The sequence below is a fragment of the Pseudomonadota bacterium genome, assembly GCA_026388255.1.
GTDB lineage: Bacteria > Desulfobacterota > Syntrophorhabdia > Syntrophorhabdales > Syntrophorhabdaceae > JAPLKB01.
In genome coordinates this window covers 1-14,539 of record JAPLKC010000082.1, presented here as the reverse complement: position 1 = coordinate 14,539, position 14,539 = coordinate 1, and the positions used below count along the sequence as shown (strand labels likewise).

The 14,539-nt window shown below is 44.8% G+C and carries 17 protein-coding genes and 2 pseudogenes; 17 read left to right on the top strand and 2 right to left on the bottom strand.

Translation table 11 applies throughout. The annotated features are described in order from the left end of the window. Window positions 1–198: 198 nt before the first annotated feature. The 7 genes and pseudogenes from NT178_09890 (at window position 199) to NT178_09860 (ending at window position 5,959) form a co-directional block, all read left to right on the top strand. On the top strand, window positions 199–1,977 hold the full coding sequence (locus NT178_09890; protein MCX5812838.1) for a PAS domain S-box protein: 1,779 nt from the start codon (window positions 199–201) through the stop codon (window positions 1,975–1,977). Between the two features lie 129 nt (window positions 1,978–2,106). Continuing rightward, entirely contained in the window at window positions 2,107–2,301 is a 195-nt protein-coding gene (locus NT178_09885) for a hypothetical protein (GenBank protein MCX5812837.1), read from the top strand. Between the two features lie 45 nt (window positions 2,302–2,346). After that, window positions 2,347–2,883, top strand: a complete 537-nt coding sequence (locus NT178_09880) for a flagellar brake domain-containing protein (protein ID MCX5812836.1) — start codon at window positions 2,347–2,349, stop codon at window positions 2,881–2,883. 8 nt (window positions 2,884–2,891) lie between these two features. After that, complete coding sequence (locus NT178_09875; GenBank protein ID MCX5812835.1) at window positions 2,892–3,032, top strand: hypothetical protein; 141 nt, start codon at window positions 2,892–2,894, stop codon at window positions 3,030–3,032. Window positions 3,033–3,086: 54 nt separating this feature from the next. Continuing rightward, the gene (locus NT178_09870; GenBank protein ID MCX5812834.1) at window positions 3,087–4,994 is read left to right on the top strand and encodes a PAS domain S-box protein; all 1,908 of its coding nucleotides are present in this window, start codon (window positions 3,087–3,089) and stop codon (window positions 4,992–4,994) included. A gap of 38 nt (window positions 4,995–5,032) precedes the next feature. Beyond that, window positions 5,033–5,695: a response regulator gene (locus tag NT178_09865; protein MCX5812833.1), complete on the top strand. Its 663-nt coding sequence runs from the start codon at window positions 5,033–5,035 to the stop codon at window positions 5,693–5,695. 135 nt (window positions 5,696–5,830) lie between these two features. Continuing rightward, a pseudogene (locus NT178_09860) lies at window positions 5,831–5,959 on the top strand (toxin-antitoxin system HicB family antitoxin). Between the two features lie 35 nt (window positions 5,960–5,994). Here NT178_09860 and NT178_09855 read toward each other — a convergent pair. Together NT178_09855 and NT178_09850 are read right to left on the bottom strand one after the other, a co-directional pair. Beyond that, window positions 5,995–6,399, bottom strand: a complete 405-nt coding sequence (locus NT178_09855) for a hypothetical protein (protein MCX5812832.1) — start codon at window positions 6,397–6,399, stop codon at window positions 5,995–5,997. A 577-nt stretch (window positions 6,400–6,976) separates the two neighbouring features. After that, window positions 6,977–7,297: a helix-turn-helix transcriptional regulator gene (locus NT178_09850; GenBank protein ID MCX5812831.1), complete on the bottom strand. Its 321-nt coding sequence runs from the start codon at window positions 7,295–7,297 to the stop codon at window positions 6,977–6,979. Between the two features lie 342 nt (window positions 7,298–7,639). On the opposite strand from NT178_09850, the gene NT178_09845 reads away from it, so the two are divergent. The 10 genes and pseudogenes from NT178_09845 to NT178_09800 form a co-directional block, all read left to right on the top strand. Continuing rightward, entirely contained in the window at window positions 7,640–8,185 is a 546-nt protein-coding gene (locus NT178_09845) for an arginine decarboxylase, pyruvoyl-dependent (protein MCX5812830.1), read from the top strand. 20 nt (window positions 8,186–8,205) lie between these two features. After that, window positions 8,206–9,450 (top strand): saccharopine dehydrogenase NADP-binding domain-containing protein, encoded by a 1,245-nt coding sequence (locus tag NT178_09840; protein ID MCX5812829.1) that lies wholly within the window; start codon window positions 8,206–8,208, stop codon window positions 9,448–9,450. 1 nt (window position 9,451) lies between these two features. Continuing rightward, window positions 9,452–9,937: an SET domain-containing protein-lysine N-methyltransferase gene (locus tag NT178_09835; GenBank protein ID MCX5812828.1), complete on the top strand. Its 486-nt coding sequence runs from the start codon at window positions 9,452–9,454 to the stop codon at window positions 9,935–9,937. After that, the gene (locus tag NT178_09830; protein ID MCX5812827.1) at window positions 9,921–10,451 is read left to right on the top strand and encodes an SET domain-containing protein-lysine N-methyltransferase; all 531 of its coding nucleotides are present in this window, start codon (window positions 9,921–9,923) and stop codon (window positions 10,449–10,451) included. Before NT178_09835 ends, NT178_09830 begins: the two co-directional genes overlap by 17 nt. A gap of 16 nt (window positions 10,452–10,467) precedes the next feature. Next, complete coding sequence (locus NT178_09825; GenBank protein MCX5812826.1) at window positions 10,468–11,025, top strand: SET domain-containing protein; 558 nt, start codon at window positions 10,468–10,470, stop codon at window positions 11,023–11,025. Window positions 11,026–11,115: 90 nt separating this feature from the next. Beyond that, entirely contained in the window at window positions 11,116–11,922 is an 807-nt protein-coding gene (locus tag NT178_09820) for an EamA family transporter (protein ID MCX5812825.1), read from the top strand. Between the two features lie 29 nt (window positions 11,923–11,951). Further along, entirely contained in the window at window positions 11,952–12,539 is a 588-nt protein-coding gene (locus NT178_09815) for a hypothetical protein (protein MCX5812824.1), read from the top strand. Between the two features lie 129 nt (window positions 12,540–12,668). Next, window positions 12,669–13,577, top strand: coding sequence for a hypothetical protein (locus NT178_09810; GenBank protein MCX5812823.1), 909 nt, complete (start codon window positions 12,669–12,671; stop codon window positions 13,575–13,577). Between the two features lie 443 nt (window positions 13,578–14,020). Next, window positions 14,021–14,176, top strand: a pseudogene (locus NT178_09805) (IS3 family transposase). A 25-nt stretch (window positions 14,177–14,201) separates the two neighbouring features. Next, on the top strand, window positions 14,202–14,539 hold a 338-nt coding region (locus NT178_09800), incomplete at its 3' end, for a hypothetical protein (GenBank protein MCX5812822.1).

The following is a 14,539-nucleotide window of genomic DNA, read 5'->3' as shown; positions in this document are numbered from 1 at the left end:
TCCCTGTTTATGCAGCGGAGCCAGGCAGAAGGCAGGGATTTACTCCAAAAAAGACTGAATATGGCAGACGATCATATGCTTAGCAGAGGCAACTATGTTTTATACGTATATCCATATTGACACATTAACATATCTATTATAGTATTCGTAATGTTCTGATATATTTCTACATTATTTATCATCATGGGGGTAGAACAGATGAAATATCCATCCAGGACACATCAGGAACTGCTCGAAGAGATATCCGCCTTAAAACAGAGAATCAAAGAACTGGAACAATCAGGATCAGACCACAAGGATGAGTCGCTACGGGAGAGTATAGAGCGGTTTCGCGCAATCGCTGACTATACATACAACTGGGAAAACTGGATTGGACCCGACGGAAAACTTATTTGGATCAATCCTGCTGTTTTACGTTTAACAGGGTACTCTGTCAATGAATGTTTGGCCATGAATGATTTTCCTATACCTCTTTTCGATGAAACCGATTGCGAAAGAATGACCCGGATCTTTACAGAAGTAGTTCAGGGTGCAAGCTGCAACAACGTCGAGTTTCATATTCGATGCAAAGACGGGAGTATAAAATGGGGGGAGGTATCATGCCAACCCATCTATAATGCAACCGGAACCAGCATAGGACATCGTTCAAGCATTTGCGACATCACCGAGCGGAAGGAAGCAGAAAGGGCGCTTAAGGACAGCGAGAAAAAATACCGGACTATAGTGGAGAATACAAATGATGCGATCTACATCCACGACTTAGACGGGAACATTATTGATGTAAATGAGAATGCGTGCAGGATGGTCGGGTACACAAGGGATGAGCTTATCGGGGCCAATCTTGCAAAGATTGACAAAGCCTGGCAATTCCCCGAAAACCCTGAGTGTGAGCAGCTTATTGAAAGAGGCAGCACTGCCTTCGAGCGCGAAAATGTTCGTAAAGACGGATCCGTGGTGTGCGTTGAAGTCAACGTGAAAATCGTCAATCCTGAGGGAAAGGGCATCGTACAGGGATTCGTAAAGGACATCACCGACCGTAAGCAGGCAGAGGATGAACTGAGACAACACCATAATCACCTTGAACAATTGATTAAGGAACGGACTGCCGAATTAATGCAAATGAACGAAAAACTCAAGCTGGAAATCATTGAACGAAACAAAGCACAAACCATGCTCAAGGGAATTCTTGATTCGTTGATAGATTATATAAGTATGATAGATGAAGATTTCAACATCGTGTGGGCGAATGAAATCGGAAAAGAGTTATTTGGAAAAGACATGATTGGCAGGAAATGCTATGCAGTATATCATGGCCGCAAGGCCAAATGTACTAATTGTGCCATAAGCAGGACTTTTCAGGACGGTCAGGTTCATGAGCACGAATCAAAAATAGTTGATGCAAATGGAAATGCACTTTATTTCTGGTGCACCTCTGCTGTTGTGAGGCGTTATCCGGATGGGAGAGTAAAGATTGTTCTTGAGATCTCACGCGACATCAGTAAACGTAAGCTGGCTGAAATGGCATTAATGAAAAACAAAGAAGACATTGAAGCCAAATCCAAAAGCCTTGAGGAACTCAACGCCGCACTAAGGGTACTCTTACACCAAAGAGAAGAAGATAAAATTAATATGGAAGATCGGGTTGCATCGAATGTGAAGAGGCTTGTGATCCCTTACATAGAAAAGATAAAAAAGGGCAGGCTCGATCCGCAGCAGCACTCCCACTTCGGCATCCTTGAAACAAATCTCAACGAAATCGTATCCCCTTTCCTCCACACCATAAGGCAGCTCAACCTTACCCCCAGGGAAACCCAGATAGCCTCTCTCATAAAGGACGGCAAAACAACAAAAGAAATTTCAGAGATAATAGGAGCGGCCACCAGCTCTATTGATTCTTATAGAAACAACATCAGAAGCAAGCTTGGCCTGAACAATAAAAAAATCAACCTCCATTCTTATCTCCAATCACTTAAATAATATGGTAATTAACTCCATATTATAACCACAATAAAACAACAACATATCTTTATTTATTTAGTATACATTTATGCAACTTGTTTGATGCCTCTGTGAGGAACCTGCAGGGGGGATAGGAGGATTGTCTGCATGGAAACGATTGAAACAGTATTTTCTCCGTTAAAGGATGACCACAGCAACGACAGGGAAAGGGCAAACGCGGGAACCATTACATGTCCTTACTGCAGCAGGAATGTCACGCTTGTTTCCTACGGTGACGGATGGGTAGGAACATGCTGCGACAGGGTTGTTTTTAATAATAACCAATTACCGCCCGACCATTAAAAAAAACTGTGAAAACATCTTTATTGCAATGGAGAGAAACAACCAATGAATACCGATGAATTAACACAGAATGTTCAGATAAATCATGTAGCCCTGGGCGTAGAATGGGGGATGTCTCTGGCGATCACCCTGAAAGGACATGCCGAGTCTCATAAGGCCACTCTTTTGGGAATGGAAAGAGGCGGCTATCTCATCTGCAACGTTCCTTCTTCCCGCGGAAAGGGCATCTGGACCACGATGCATAAAGAGAATCATATAATTGTAAGGTATCTGCATATGGGAATCGTTTACGGATTTCCATATACACTGATAGGCGCCCTGGAGTTTCCGTTTAACCTTCTTGTTTTGTCATACCCGGAACAGATAGAGACTGTAAATCTTCGACAGCATAGCAGAATACCCTGTTTAATTCCTGCTGCAATGAGAATAAACGACCATACGTATAAAGGAGCAACAATCGATATAAGCATGAGGGGGTCTTGCTTTGTTTTTCACCTGTCCGCCGGGGATGAACCAGCACAGGTCCAACGCGGAGACGATGCGCCCTTTCCCTGCAAATACCGGGATCACAAAACGAAGTAACGATCAAAATGGACATAGTCGCTATCAGAACAGATAATAACAAGGTCACCCTCGGCACCCGGTTCAAGGAGGTGGCCGCTGACATATTGAATGCGATACAGAACTATCAGGCCATGGCAGCCATGGCCATGGCTGCCATAAACGAATAGACGTCACGTGTTTTTGTTGCTTCAGGAAGGCTGACAATGGTAAAAAGGCTATAGATGTTGAAAGACAAATTCATATCAGTCGGAAAAGAAAGGCGCGACATCATCATCGTCATCGCCATTACACTTCTTCTGCCCCTCTTCAGCATGTATATTCACTTTAGTGAACGATTGTACGATTTTTCTTCAGAATATGAACTTCTGGGTATAACAGAATATTTGATTAATTTTTCCTTTCTCTATCTGTCAGGGCTTCTATACCTTACCTATCGCCGCTGGCTGAAGGCTGAAAAGAAGAGAAAAGAGCTTGAAAACATCATCTCCAGCATCAACCCCGATGTGCTTCTGGTTGTTGACCAGCGAAGACATATTATAGTGTGCAACAATACAGTACAACGAATGTTCGGCTATGATGTGAATGAAGTAATCCAGCAGGCGACAGACCTCCTCTATTTCGACCGGCGTTCTTATCCCGAAGACAACAAGCACGAAATCTACGAAACGCTTGAAAGGGAAGGTTTTCATGTCGGCCTGGCAACGGGAAAGACAAAAAACAATGAGACCTTTCCTCTGGAGATCATCACGGGGAACTTAAGCGGGGAATACGGCGCCGTTCTTCTGCTCCGCGATATTACCGCCAGGAAAAAGGCCGAAGATGCCCTTCTCAAGGCCCATAATGAACTGGAGATGCGGGTCCGCGAAAGGACCGAAGAGCTTACCCTTCAGAGCATTGCGTTATCTGATGAGATTGTCATGCGGAAGCAGAAGGAAGAAGAATTACAGATGGAAAGGATAAAATTCCAGATCCTCACCGAGAATGCGCCTTTCGGTATGGCATTAATCGAGGCAGACGGGACATTCAGGTATGCTAACGCCGGTTTCCTTGCCCTATACGGCTACGATTCAGATGAATGCCACTCCTGGGTGTCGTGGCTTGAACGGATAACACCTGACAATCTGACTTGGCACGATTCCGGTTTCGACTGGGACGATATACAGCAGGAACTCTCCCTGTCCGTAAAAATAACGCGGATGATGAAAATAACCCGGAAAGACGGGGCAGAAAAGACCGTATCCTGCTCCATCGTTCCCCTTGAAGCCGGAAAATATCTGATGTCCTGTGAAGACATAACAGACCGGAAAATCGCCGAGGACAGCCTCAGCGAGAGCGAGGAACGTTACCGGACCGTCATTGAAAACTCAAATGACGGGATTGCGATCGTCAGAGACGAGATATTCACTTTTGTAAATAGAAAATTTTCTGAGATGTTCGGTTACGAATCGCCTCAGGAGATAGAAGGGAAACCCGCTCTTTCCGTCGTTCACCCCGATGACGCAACAAATGTCAATCAAGCGCTCCTCCTGCGTCAACTCGACGAAAAAATTGTTGCCCGGTATGAATTCCGGGGTTTGAAGAAAAACCTTGAGCAGATATTCCTTGAAGCTTCCGAGACAAACATCACATTTTTCGGGTTGCCCGTATCTCTGCTTTATGTGCATGATATTACAGAACGAAAGAGCCTGGAATCTCAATTGCTCCATGCGCAGAAGATGGAAGCTATCGGTACTCTGGCCGGAGGAGTCGCCCACGATTTTAACAATATCCTCACTGCCCTGATGGGATATGCTACCCTCATGCAGATAAAGATGGATAAGGATAACTCCTTGCGGACATATGTGGACCAGATACTCTCCGCTTCCCGGAAGGCAGCCGATCTCACACAGAGTCTTTTGACTTTCAGCAGGAAGCAGCCTGTCACCCTTGTCCCCCTGGATATAAACAACACAATAAAAGTGACGGAGAAATTACTTAAGAAGCTCATCACTGAGGATATTGAGCTGCGCACATTTCTTACGCAGGATGATATGATTGTCATGGCCGATAAGTCGCAGATGGACCAGATACTCTTTAACCTTGTTGCCAATGCGAGGGATGCCATGCCCAAGGGGGGGCGCTCACCATAGAGACGGATATTACCACTATAGACAGCGAGTTTATCCGGATGTACGGGTTCGGAGAGCCCGGGAGATATGTGCTGATAAACGTTTCTGACACTGGCGCCGGCATGGACGAGACAACAAAAGCAAAGATCTTCGACCCCTTTTTCACCACAAAGGAGGTCGGAAGAGGAACCGGTCTTGGCCTTGCTACGGTCTATGGTATCGTAAAGCAGCACAACGGATACATCACAGCAGACAGCGAACCGAATCAGGGTACCGCCTTTCGTATCTATCTCCCTGCAGCAATGGCAAAAGTCGATAAAGAACAACAGAAGACAGCCCCTGCTGTCATAATGGGGAAAGAAACGATCCTTATCGCTGAAGATAACGAAGAGGTAAGGCGCTTTATGCGGGAAGCCCTCCAACTGCATGGCTATACAATAATTGAAGCGATAGACGGTGAAGATGCGGTTGATAAATTCAAACAGCACCGGGACATAGACCTTAGCATCATCGACTCCGTGATGCCGAAAAAGAACGGACGGGAGGTCTACGAGGAGATGCACGGGATAAACCCTCATGTCAAGACGCTCTTTACCAGCGGGCACACAAAGGACGTTATCCTCAATAAAGGGATTGAGGATAAGGAATTCGACTTTATTGCTAAACCATTGTCACTCAACAATCTTCTTCAGAAGGTCCGTGAGATGCTGGACAAGGAATGAGTACCTTGCATGCATCCATCTGAACCCTGTGTTAGCACAAGATGTATCAGCAAAAAAGTATCAGGTCGAAGAACTGCGTGAGTGGTTGAGACAACTGGAAGTGACACCATGAAAAACGTAATGACCTATGATGGGTATACGGCTAAGCTGATGCTCCGTGTTTCTCCTGAGGTTCATGCCAGAGCCCTTGCCACAGCAAAAACCGCAGGGAAAAGCCTTAATCAATGGGCAGAAGAGGTCCTGGGCGAAGCCGCCCACGTTTGAAGAAGAGTGGTAGATGGCAAGGGCATGGAAACTTTTTAAAATTCAAATCGGTAAGCAACCTTTGCCCCCTTCCCGTTATTATCAATACTAACCTGAATTTTATTATTTACATAGTTTGAAATCAATGCCCCGACTAAAGCTCCACCTGCATTCGCTGCCATGTCACCCCAATCAAAAGAATTGTTCTTCTGACGATCGTCATAGAGTTCTTTGAATATGCCGGGAACAATACCGAGAAACGTACTGCATGCTATTCGCTGGGGAGTTTCGAGCTTGGTATTGTAATGGAGATACGTCTCGCTTGCCGCGCCAAAGACCCCTGATATACTAAAGTGCCAAATTTTATCGTATTCATTAAAAGCAAAAGAAGAGGCCGGAACCGCAAAAAGCATTACAGCTATAAGCAGTCTTGACATAAGTTTTTTAATATTATGGTTCATTTCAGTTACCCTCTATAGGTTATTATTTTAAATATTACATTAGAGATAGCACAAAATACCAGCAAAAGAAAGGTGATTTAATTATAATCTCCTGCCGACACAGTCCTGATTGTTGCATGCCTGCCTGTCCGGTTCCACATAGATATGACGGGAAAAGATGCAAAGCCGGCTCTATTGGAACGTGTAAATAGGTAACTACATTTTTGAGGAGAAATAATGGCTGCAAACTTCCTTTCAAAACGTAATACTCAATTTTATATTGAATGCCGTATGCGCGATATAGGCAGGAGCACGCAATTTTCAAGTTTGATTAGATTTAGAAATCCATTTTCTGCGATGTGCTTCCTGTAATCCGCAATCCGGCAACCATGGCAAAGATGCAGGACTTCGTGTGGCATTCAATAGCCCCATCGGAAATTTTAGCTTGCAAATTATATAAAATTGCAGGTGAATCAAGAAAATGATGTTGGGGATCAACAATAAATGGTCATTGTAAGACCCCTTTTGCTTTTCCAGGAGGAACGTCAAACAGTTTCCAACTTTTTAGGATATCCCCTTATTCCCCTGTTTTGTGACTTCAATATGTAGTTGCCTTTAAGAGCCTGAAAATTAGCTTAAGATTTGATTTATCACTTTCCAGCAGAATTTTGTTAATATTTTCGACCAGTTCCTTTTCTTCTTCATGGTGTTCGAATTCAAAGAAATCTTTCAACTCAACCCTTAATGCATTTGCTGTTTTTTCAAGAGTATCTAATGACGGATAGCTGTTTCCAACCTCTATTCTGCTCAAATGCTTGGGGTCTATGCCTATCATTTCGGCCAGTTCCTCCTGCGACAAACCGCGTACTTTTCGTAATTCTTTTATTCTCATGCCCAACAATTTTTTTACTGTTGCCATTAACCCTCCAGCGATAGATCAATCATCTGATTTTTCAGAGGGGTTTAGAACAACACTAAATATAGAATAAAATTGACAAATCTACATTCAATATGGAATAATCAATATCAAAAGTTGATTTTTATATAATATTCGCTCTTTTGCGTAGAATAAAGCAAAGAGGTATGTGAATCATGTCCGGGCTCTCTCGACTCGGATGTAACGATAATCGGGAGACCCAAGAACGGGGTGTCAGACGATACGAAGAATAGCGACAAAGTTCTTATTGTTTTAATCTTAATGCGTCACGATCTGTTTTTAATTGGTGTAGTCCTGTGGGAAGGATAGAGAGGGGGGATAAAAATGACTCCAAAAAATATTTTCTTTACAAAAGGGGTGGGTGTCCATAAAGACAAACTATCGTCCTTCGAGGTTGCCTTGAGAAATGCAGGCATTCAGAAATGCAACCTTGTGTATGTATCAAGCATATTCCCACCTGAGTGCAAGATCCTTTCAAGGGCTGCCGGTGAAAAGCTTCTCCGTCCCGGGCAGATCACTTATTGCGTAATGTCCCGAAATGAGACAAATGAACCGAACCGTCTTATCTCTGCGGCCGTTGGTTTTGCCCGACCTACGGATTACTCCCAGTATGGTTATCTCTCCGAGCACCATGCCTTCGGTGAAAAAGCCATTGTCTCCGGGGAATACGCAGAAGACCTCGCAGCTACAATGCTTGCGACAACGCTCGACATTGATTTTGACCCGAACCAGGCATGGGATGAGCGTAAGCAGTCTTACACAGCGAGCGGCCACATATTCAAAACTAAAAATATCTGCCAGTCTGCAGAGGGAAATAAAGACGGTCTCTGGACCTCGGTATTAGCGACAGCAGTATTTATTATAGACTGAAATGGCAGCTAATTTGAAATATGATTAAACTTAACAAAAAACCTAATCTGCTGATACTTGGAGCATCCGGAGGGGTTGGAACAGCGTCGCTTATTTACCTTGTTGATCATCGGGAATTATTTGACAAACTGATTCTCCTCGATAAGAGCAAAAGAATACTCTCCAATGAATTTATCGATCACAAGAGACTCGATTATCTGTTCCTGAACGAAGCTATCTCTTTGCCCCGGGATGAGGATCGCTATAAACGCCTGTTGAAGGACAGCGATGTGGGTATTGTCCTTGATGTCACGGACGATGAAACCCTTCCCATATTATATGCCACAGACAGGGCTGGTGTGAGTTACGTCAATACAAGCATCAACGGGCCGAAAAAAACCCATGAGCATGTTCTTGAATTCTGGGCCAAAAGAGAGGAATTCAGGAATGCCGTGCACATCCTGAGTACCGGCATGAACCCCGGTGTTGTGAACATGTGGGCAAGGCACGGGATCGAAAAGTTCGGCGTGCCACAAAAGATAGTTGTTTTCGAGTATGACACCTCGCAGACCGCGACAAATGAGCACCCCATGGTTACCTGGTCCGTAAAGAAGTTTCTGGAGGAGGTTTCAGAGGAACCGTCTATTGTGATGATGGGAAAGGACAATCCAATGGAGTATCTTCCCAACGCCGTTGAAAACAGGAAAAATATGGAGGCCATACTGTCTCCTATATTGTCCCTTAAAGAATACCCGGAGGGGTTTATCGTACCCCACGATGAGATAGTCAGCCTTTCGCAGAAATACGATCTGACGGCAAAATTCGTCTATGCGATCAATATCCAGACCATGCGGGCATTGATCAACACATACCGGAAGAAGGGCAGGCTGCTTTTCGAGGATGTTCTGCTCGGCGATAATACATGTCTCACGCTGGACGGGGCGGACAATATCGGCGTATTGATGGAATATTCCGATAAGACGGTATATTACTTCAATTCCATAGCAAATAAAACCATTACAGGCACAAATGCAACTTATACCCAGGTGGCAACCGGGGTCATTGCGGCGCTCCTGACACTGATTACGGACAAACTGGAGAAGGGCGCCTATTTCGTGGAAGATTTATATGGCGCTTACTTTGGAACCTATGTATTTAACAGGATGCAGGTGCAGGAATTCGTATTTGAAAAACATGAAAGCGGACTGTGCTTGTCATCCCACAATCCGAGAATCACGCAGGAATATTCCGGCAAATCTCAGCCCTGTGGCGGAAATAGTGGATAAAATGTCGATAGAAAAACACAAAAAGGTATATGTTGCGCCCACCGGGCATATTGGCAAAGGTCTTTTTGCCAAAATAGATATTAAAGAAGGTGAAATTGTTTTTGTTGCCAAAGGGACTCTCGTAGAAGATGACTACAATGACGATTACCTGACAGGACCCTATTGGCTCTGGATACGAGAAGGCCTATGGCTCAGCCCCTTTGATGTAAATCCCTGGCGCTACATCAACCATTCATGCGATCCGAATGTGGGTATACAAGGCAAAGTCACTGTTGTGGCCATGAAGGATATCAGGGGGGGGGAGGAAGTAACGATTGATTACTCCATCACTGAAGATGATCCTTACTGGGAAATGGAGTGCAGATGCGGGAAGAGAGGATGCAGGAAGATCATCAGGAGCATCCGGTTCCTGCCGGAAGAGATGTACAAGAAATATGAACCCTATGTTCCGCGAGCGTTGAGGAAGTCATATGAAAAGTATAGATAAAAGCCTGCCCGACCTCATCTTAAAAGATGCAAAACACGGGAAAGGTGTATTTGCAGGAAGGAAATTCAAGGCCGGAGAAATGATCATTGAATTCAAGGGGAATTTCATGACGTATGAAGAACAAGCCGACCTTTGTTTGGTGGAAGACCGCTATGTTCAGGTAGGCCACAACCTTTTTATGGGGCCTTCAGGCGATATCGATGATTACATTAACCATTCCTGTAACCCGAATGCGGCGCTGATCATTCCCGCAGGCGATGCGGTCAGGGGGGGGGTAGCATTGATTGCCCTGAGAGAAATAAATGAAGACGAAGAAATCACCTTTGACTATTCAACTACAATGGATGAAGACGACTGGGAGATGGACTGTGGTTGCGGCAGTGAAAAGTGCAGGAAGCGGATACGGGATTTCAAGTATCTCCCCGAGGATACTCAGGAGAAATACATCAGACTGGGCATTGTGCCGGATTATATTATGAAGAAGCTAAAGAATGCCATCGGCATTAAAGAGTGATTCTGGAGAGATGGTTTTGAGCGAACCAAGACCCAACGCATGCACCGGCGAAGGCAATCCTGTTTTGATTTTAAAAGATTGCAAGCACGGGAAGGGTGTTTTTGCCGGAAAGAAATTCAAGGCTGGAGAAACGATCTTCGTATGCAAAGCCGAGTTATGCACTTACGAACAACTCCCTTACCCCTATGATGCAACGGAAGATAGATGGGTTCAGGTAGGCGACAACCTTTACATGGGTCCGACAGGCGATTTCGATGATTTTATCAATCATTCCTGCGATCCGAATGCGGCATTGATCATTCCCGCAGGCGATGCGGTCAGGGGGGGGGTAGCATTGATTGCCCTGAGAGAAATAAATAAAGACGAAGAAATCACCTTTGACTATTCAACCACAATGGACGAAGACGACTGGGAGATGGACTGCTGCTGCGGCAGCGAAAAGTGCAGGAAGCGGATACGGGATTTCAAGTATCTCCCCGAGGATACTCAGCAGGCATATATAAGGCTTGGAATTATACCGGAATATATTATGAAAAATCTGAAAAAATTGTCCAACCCCAAAGGGCAGTCTTAAGGGAGCGGGTCTGGGCACATCAATCCTCATACCTTTAACCTGCGCCATCCTCGCCCCTTTCTTCGAAGGAATGATGAATATTACGGACAAATATGCTGTTTCAAAGAAGTAACAAATACGGCCAGTTATACCGTCATGTCCGGGGCTGTCATGCTCATCGCAGGCCTCATGTTGGCGATATTTCTCGATTGGAGCGTTGTCTCTTCTCTCAGAGATTTACTTTTCCCTGCCCTCGCCGGTTTCATCTATGGCAGCCAGTATTTCGCATATTATTACTTGTTCTCCAAGGAGGACGCCTCCAGCATCATCGGTCTTTTGTACCTCTACCCGATCATGGTTGCGATCCTTTCGTTTTTCTTTCTCAATGAGAGATTTTCACTACTCACCTATGCCGGGATGGGCCTGGTCATTCTCGGCGCAATAATGCTGTCCACAAGGATCAACAATCTTAAAAAAGGTGTCACAAAGTGGCTAATAGCTTCTATGATAGTCCTTGTGGGGTTGCACGAATTCTTCATCAAGATTGCCACAACCAAACTGCCGGAATTCAATGGCCTTGCAGTGGGCCTAATAAGCATTGGTTTAACCTTATTGGCCGGCTTATTTCATACCTCCACGAGGCGAGGCATTCGGGGGGAGTTCAAGAATCTGAAGTGGCTTGTTTTGAGTGAAGGCTTCGCGTTCGGCGGATTGGCGACAATCTATTTTGCCATGGCGGGGCTTCCGGCTACGATAGTCGCAACAATAGCGGCAACTCAGCCGCTTATTGTATTATTCCTGGAGAAACTGTGCCATGCCGCGGGGCTCGGCATCTGCAGCGATCAACCCCTGTTGGCAAAGCTGATACCTATCTCCATAATGGTTCTCGGTCTTCTCATGCTCTATGAAATAGTGTAGCTTCATGGCTTGTGTTCAGGAGGAAGTAAATGGAACCCATAGAGTTTGAAAAACTCCACAGCATGTTTGACGGCATGATGTTCGATTTGTGCGTCGAGTGCGGGGGGGGGTGTGAAAAGAATACTATCACCTATTTTTTGCCTGGAGAAGCCGAATTCGTTTCAAGGAAGCTGGAAATCCCCTTTATGAATTTCATCGACAGGTTTTGCAATACTTTCCCATATAAAGGTCATAAAATTTACGGTCTGGTCGGGGATTGCCACTTCCTGGATATAACTGAAGGCAGGTGCCGGTTGGAAACAAGAAACGCGAAACTGATGCTGTGTCTCGCCTATCCTGCCATGATAGGATATCCCGGCGACATAAGGAAGATTTTCATCGATGACATAGACTGCTCTATGGCACATCGCGTTAGCGATGAATTCAAGAAGAAGGCATTTGAAGTTCTCGAACTGGCCCTGGAGCACTTGCCTGATTGGTGGCTCGAATTCAACCTGGAACATGGCTGGCCTATTTATGATTATGAACTGTTGGCGGCGCTTAAGGGACGGAAAGAGATTTCCATAGAAGAACTGAGGGCGTGTGCAATCGTCCGAGGTACAGAGGGAGAACAATAAGGCCGAATCAGGGTTTTGCGATGGGGTGGTCTTTTGCCCGAAGCCTGTTCCGGACGAAGCCAAGGGGTGCCGGAGGTGATCAGTGCATAGGGATCGAAGAGGTCGAGCCGACAGGGGAAACAAATTCAAATGCGAAACATGATTGAGAGATCAGGAACAAAAATGAGATATTCATTCAGACAGAAATCGGATCGCCGTAAGGCATCACTTTTTATCGCAGTACTGGCAATCCTGTTTATGGTCGGGAATTCATATGGGTCAGAAGTAAACAAACCTGAGAAACAGACAATAAAAATGAGCGCATCTGTTGGCGTTTTCAACAAATACATCTTCAGGGGTTATGAACTGAGCAAAAACAGCATGGTAATTCAGCCGTCTGTTGCCGCGACCTTTAAGGGTTTTGAAGCGTCAGTGTGGGGCAATATGGATAACAGTCAACACAAAACCCAATCCTTTGATCCGGGAACTTCCGAAGGGCGTGTTGGATTCAATGAAGTGTATGCAACGCTGAGCTACAAATACAATATTGACAGATTGAGCTTGACCGGAGGATATACCCATTATGATTTCAAGCACTGCAATAATACGGACGAGCTTTTTATAAGCGCTGTTTACAATGTACTCATGAAACCTGCGCTGTCCATCTATCGCGATATTAATGCCTATCCTGCCACTTACATCAATCTATCCTTCGAACATTCATTCCGTCTGTACAAAAACACGACCCTTGACCTCGGCGCTTCTGCCGGGTATTATGCGGGAAGTGGGAGTTACTGGCAGACCTATGAGCGATCCACTGGCGGATATACCGGCCAAAAATACAATGGATTCCACGACGGCATGGTGAAGGCAGGATTCACGATCCCTTTATTTAAAAAACTGACTATTCAGCCAGTAGTGGAATACTGGTTCCCCCTTTCAAGCAAGGCAGGAAAGACAATGAGGTATAACACAACAGGCGACAAAATATCTTACAATCCCGATGGTTATGTTGGTTATAACTTAGTAGCAGGGGTAAATATCGCTTATCAATTTTAGGTAAGTCGGGCCGCATTTTGATTCACACCGCCGCAGTCAAGGGGCATACTTCACAAGCCATCCCTTCGGACAGGGCATTCTCAGCAATATCCATATCGTAATATCTCGCCGATTGAGGTGGTGTTTTGTGCATGGAAAATGGCCAATTTCAGGGCTTAAAGTGCTGTTTTTTGGATATTTGAAAAAGAATTAGCGTCTTGTTTTTATGCATCAACTACGATGCGGTAAACCTCCTTTACATCAACGGCAGAGTGTAGTATCAATTAAGAGTGTTTCTTGTGGACATTCCAAAAAGACTCTTCTGGTGCCGGGAAGCATAAGGGATGCCTTCTCTCCTTTATGTCAGGCTATTCTGAATAATAGCCTTTATACAGGAGAATAAGCTAAAATGACAGAGATCAAAGATAAGATAGAGAGAAATATTTCAAAGATAACATAAAGACCTTATAATGCAGTCCCTATTCAGGGCAGTATCGGCCAAAGGGCCGGAACCGGGCCTCATCCATCACCCAGACCGGGGAAGCCATTACTGCTACCATGAATATGGAAAGATCCTTAATCAGTTCGGCATGAAGACGTCAATGAGCAGAAAGGGTAATCATTCAAAAAACAAGAGGTGAAGTTATGGCAGAGCCAGAACAAATCGTTCCAGAAAAAAAAGCAGACGGGAAAAAGGCATTGGATTTTGTTAATATCGTAAAAGCTTTAAGGGTTTTGGTAACAAAAGAAGAATTCCCTTATGACAGGATCACCAAGCTGTTAGGGATGGCCGAAAGACACGGTGATTGTTTTTGCGAAAGCTGCCAGGAAAAAAGAGGGAAGGAAAATCAGAGATTTAGTCGGTCTTTATCAAAAATAGTGCGGTTCAGGCAAGAGTATTATAAAGCCGGGCGTCATGGCGAGTTTGAGGAAATTGTTAAGATTGCCAGAAAAGGAACAGAACTCCTCTTTTCCCTTCAGCG

Bases quoted from the DNA above. Each gene is read 5' to 3' on its own strand.
- NT178_09890 (MCX5812838.1), top strand. From the start codon at position 199: ATGAAATATCCATCCAGGACACATCAGGAACTGCTCGAAGAGATATCC.
- NT178_09885 (MCX5812837.1), top strand. From the start codon at position 2,107: ATGGAAACGATTGAAACAGTATTTTCTCCGTTAAAGGATGACCACAGC.
- NT178_09880 (MCX5812836.1), top strand. From the start codon at position 2,347: ATGAATACCGATGAATTAACACAGAATGTTCAGATAAATCATGTAGCC.
- NT178_09875 (MCX5812835.1), top strand. From the start codon at position 2,892: ATGGACATAGTCGCTATCAGAACAGATAATAACAAGGTCACCCTCGGC.
- NT178_09870 (MCX5812834.1), top strand. From the start codon at position 3,087: ATGTTGAAAGACAAATTCATATCAGTCGGAAAAGAAAGGCGCGACATC.
- NT178_09865 (MCX5812833.1), top strand. From the start codon at position 5,033: ATGTACGGGTTCGGAGAGCCCGGGAGATATGTGCTGATAAACGTTTCT.
- NT178_09855 (MCX5812832.1), bottom strand. From the start codon at position 6,399: ATGAACCATAATATTAAAAAACTTATGTCAAGACTGCTTATAGCTGTA.
- NT178_09850 (MCX5812831.1), bottom strand. From the start codon at position 7,297: ATGGCAACAGTAAAAAAATTGTTGGGCATGAGAATAAAAGAATTACGA.
- NT178_09845 (MCX5812830.1), top strand. From the start codon at position 7,640: ATGACTCCAAAAAATATTTTCTTTACAAAAGGGGTGGGTGTCCATAAA.
- NT178_09840 (MCX5812829.1), top strand. From the start codon at position 8,206: ATGATTAAACTTAACAAAAAACCTAATCTGCTGATACTTGGAGCATCC.
- NT178_09835 (MCX5812828.1), top strand. From the start codon at position 9,452: ATGTCGATAGAAAAACACAAAAAGGTATATGTTGCGCCCACCGGGCAT.
- NT178_09830 (MCX5812827.1), top strand. From the start codon at position 9,921: ATGAAAAGTATAGATAAAAGCCTGCCCGACCTCATCTTAAAAGATGCA.
- NT178_09815 (MCX5812824.1), top strand. From the start codon at position 11,952: ATGGAACCCATAGAGTTTGAAAAACTCCACAGCATGTTTGACGGCATG.
- NT178_09810 (MCX5812823.1), top strand. From the start codon at position 12,669: ATGCGAAACATGATTGAGAGATCAGGAACAAAAATGAGATATTCATTC.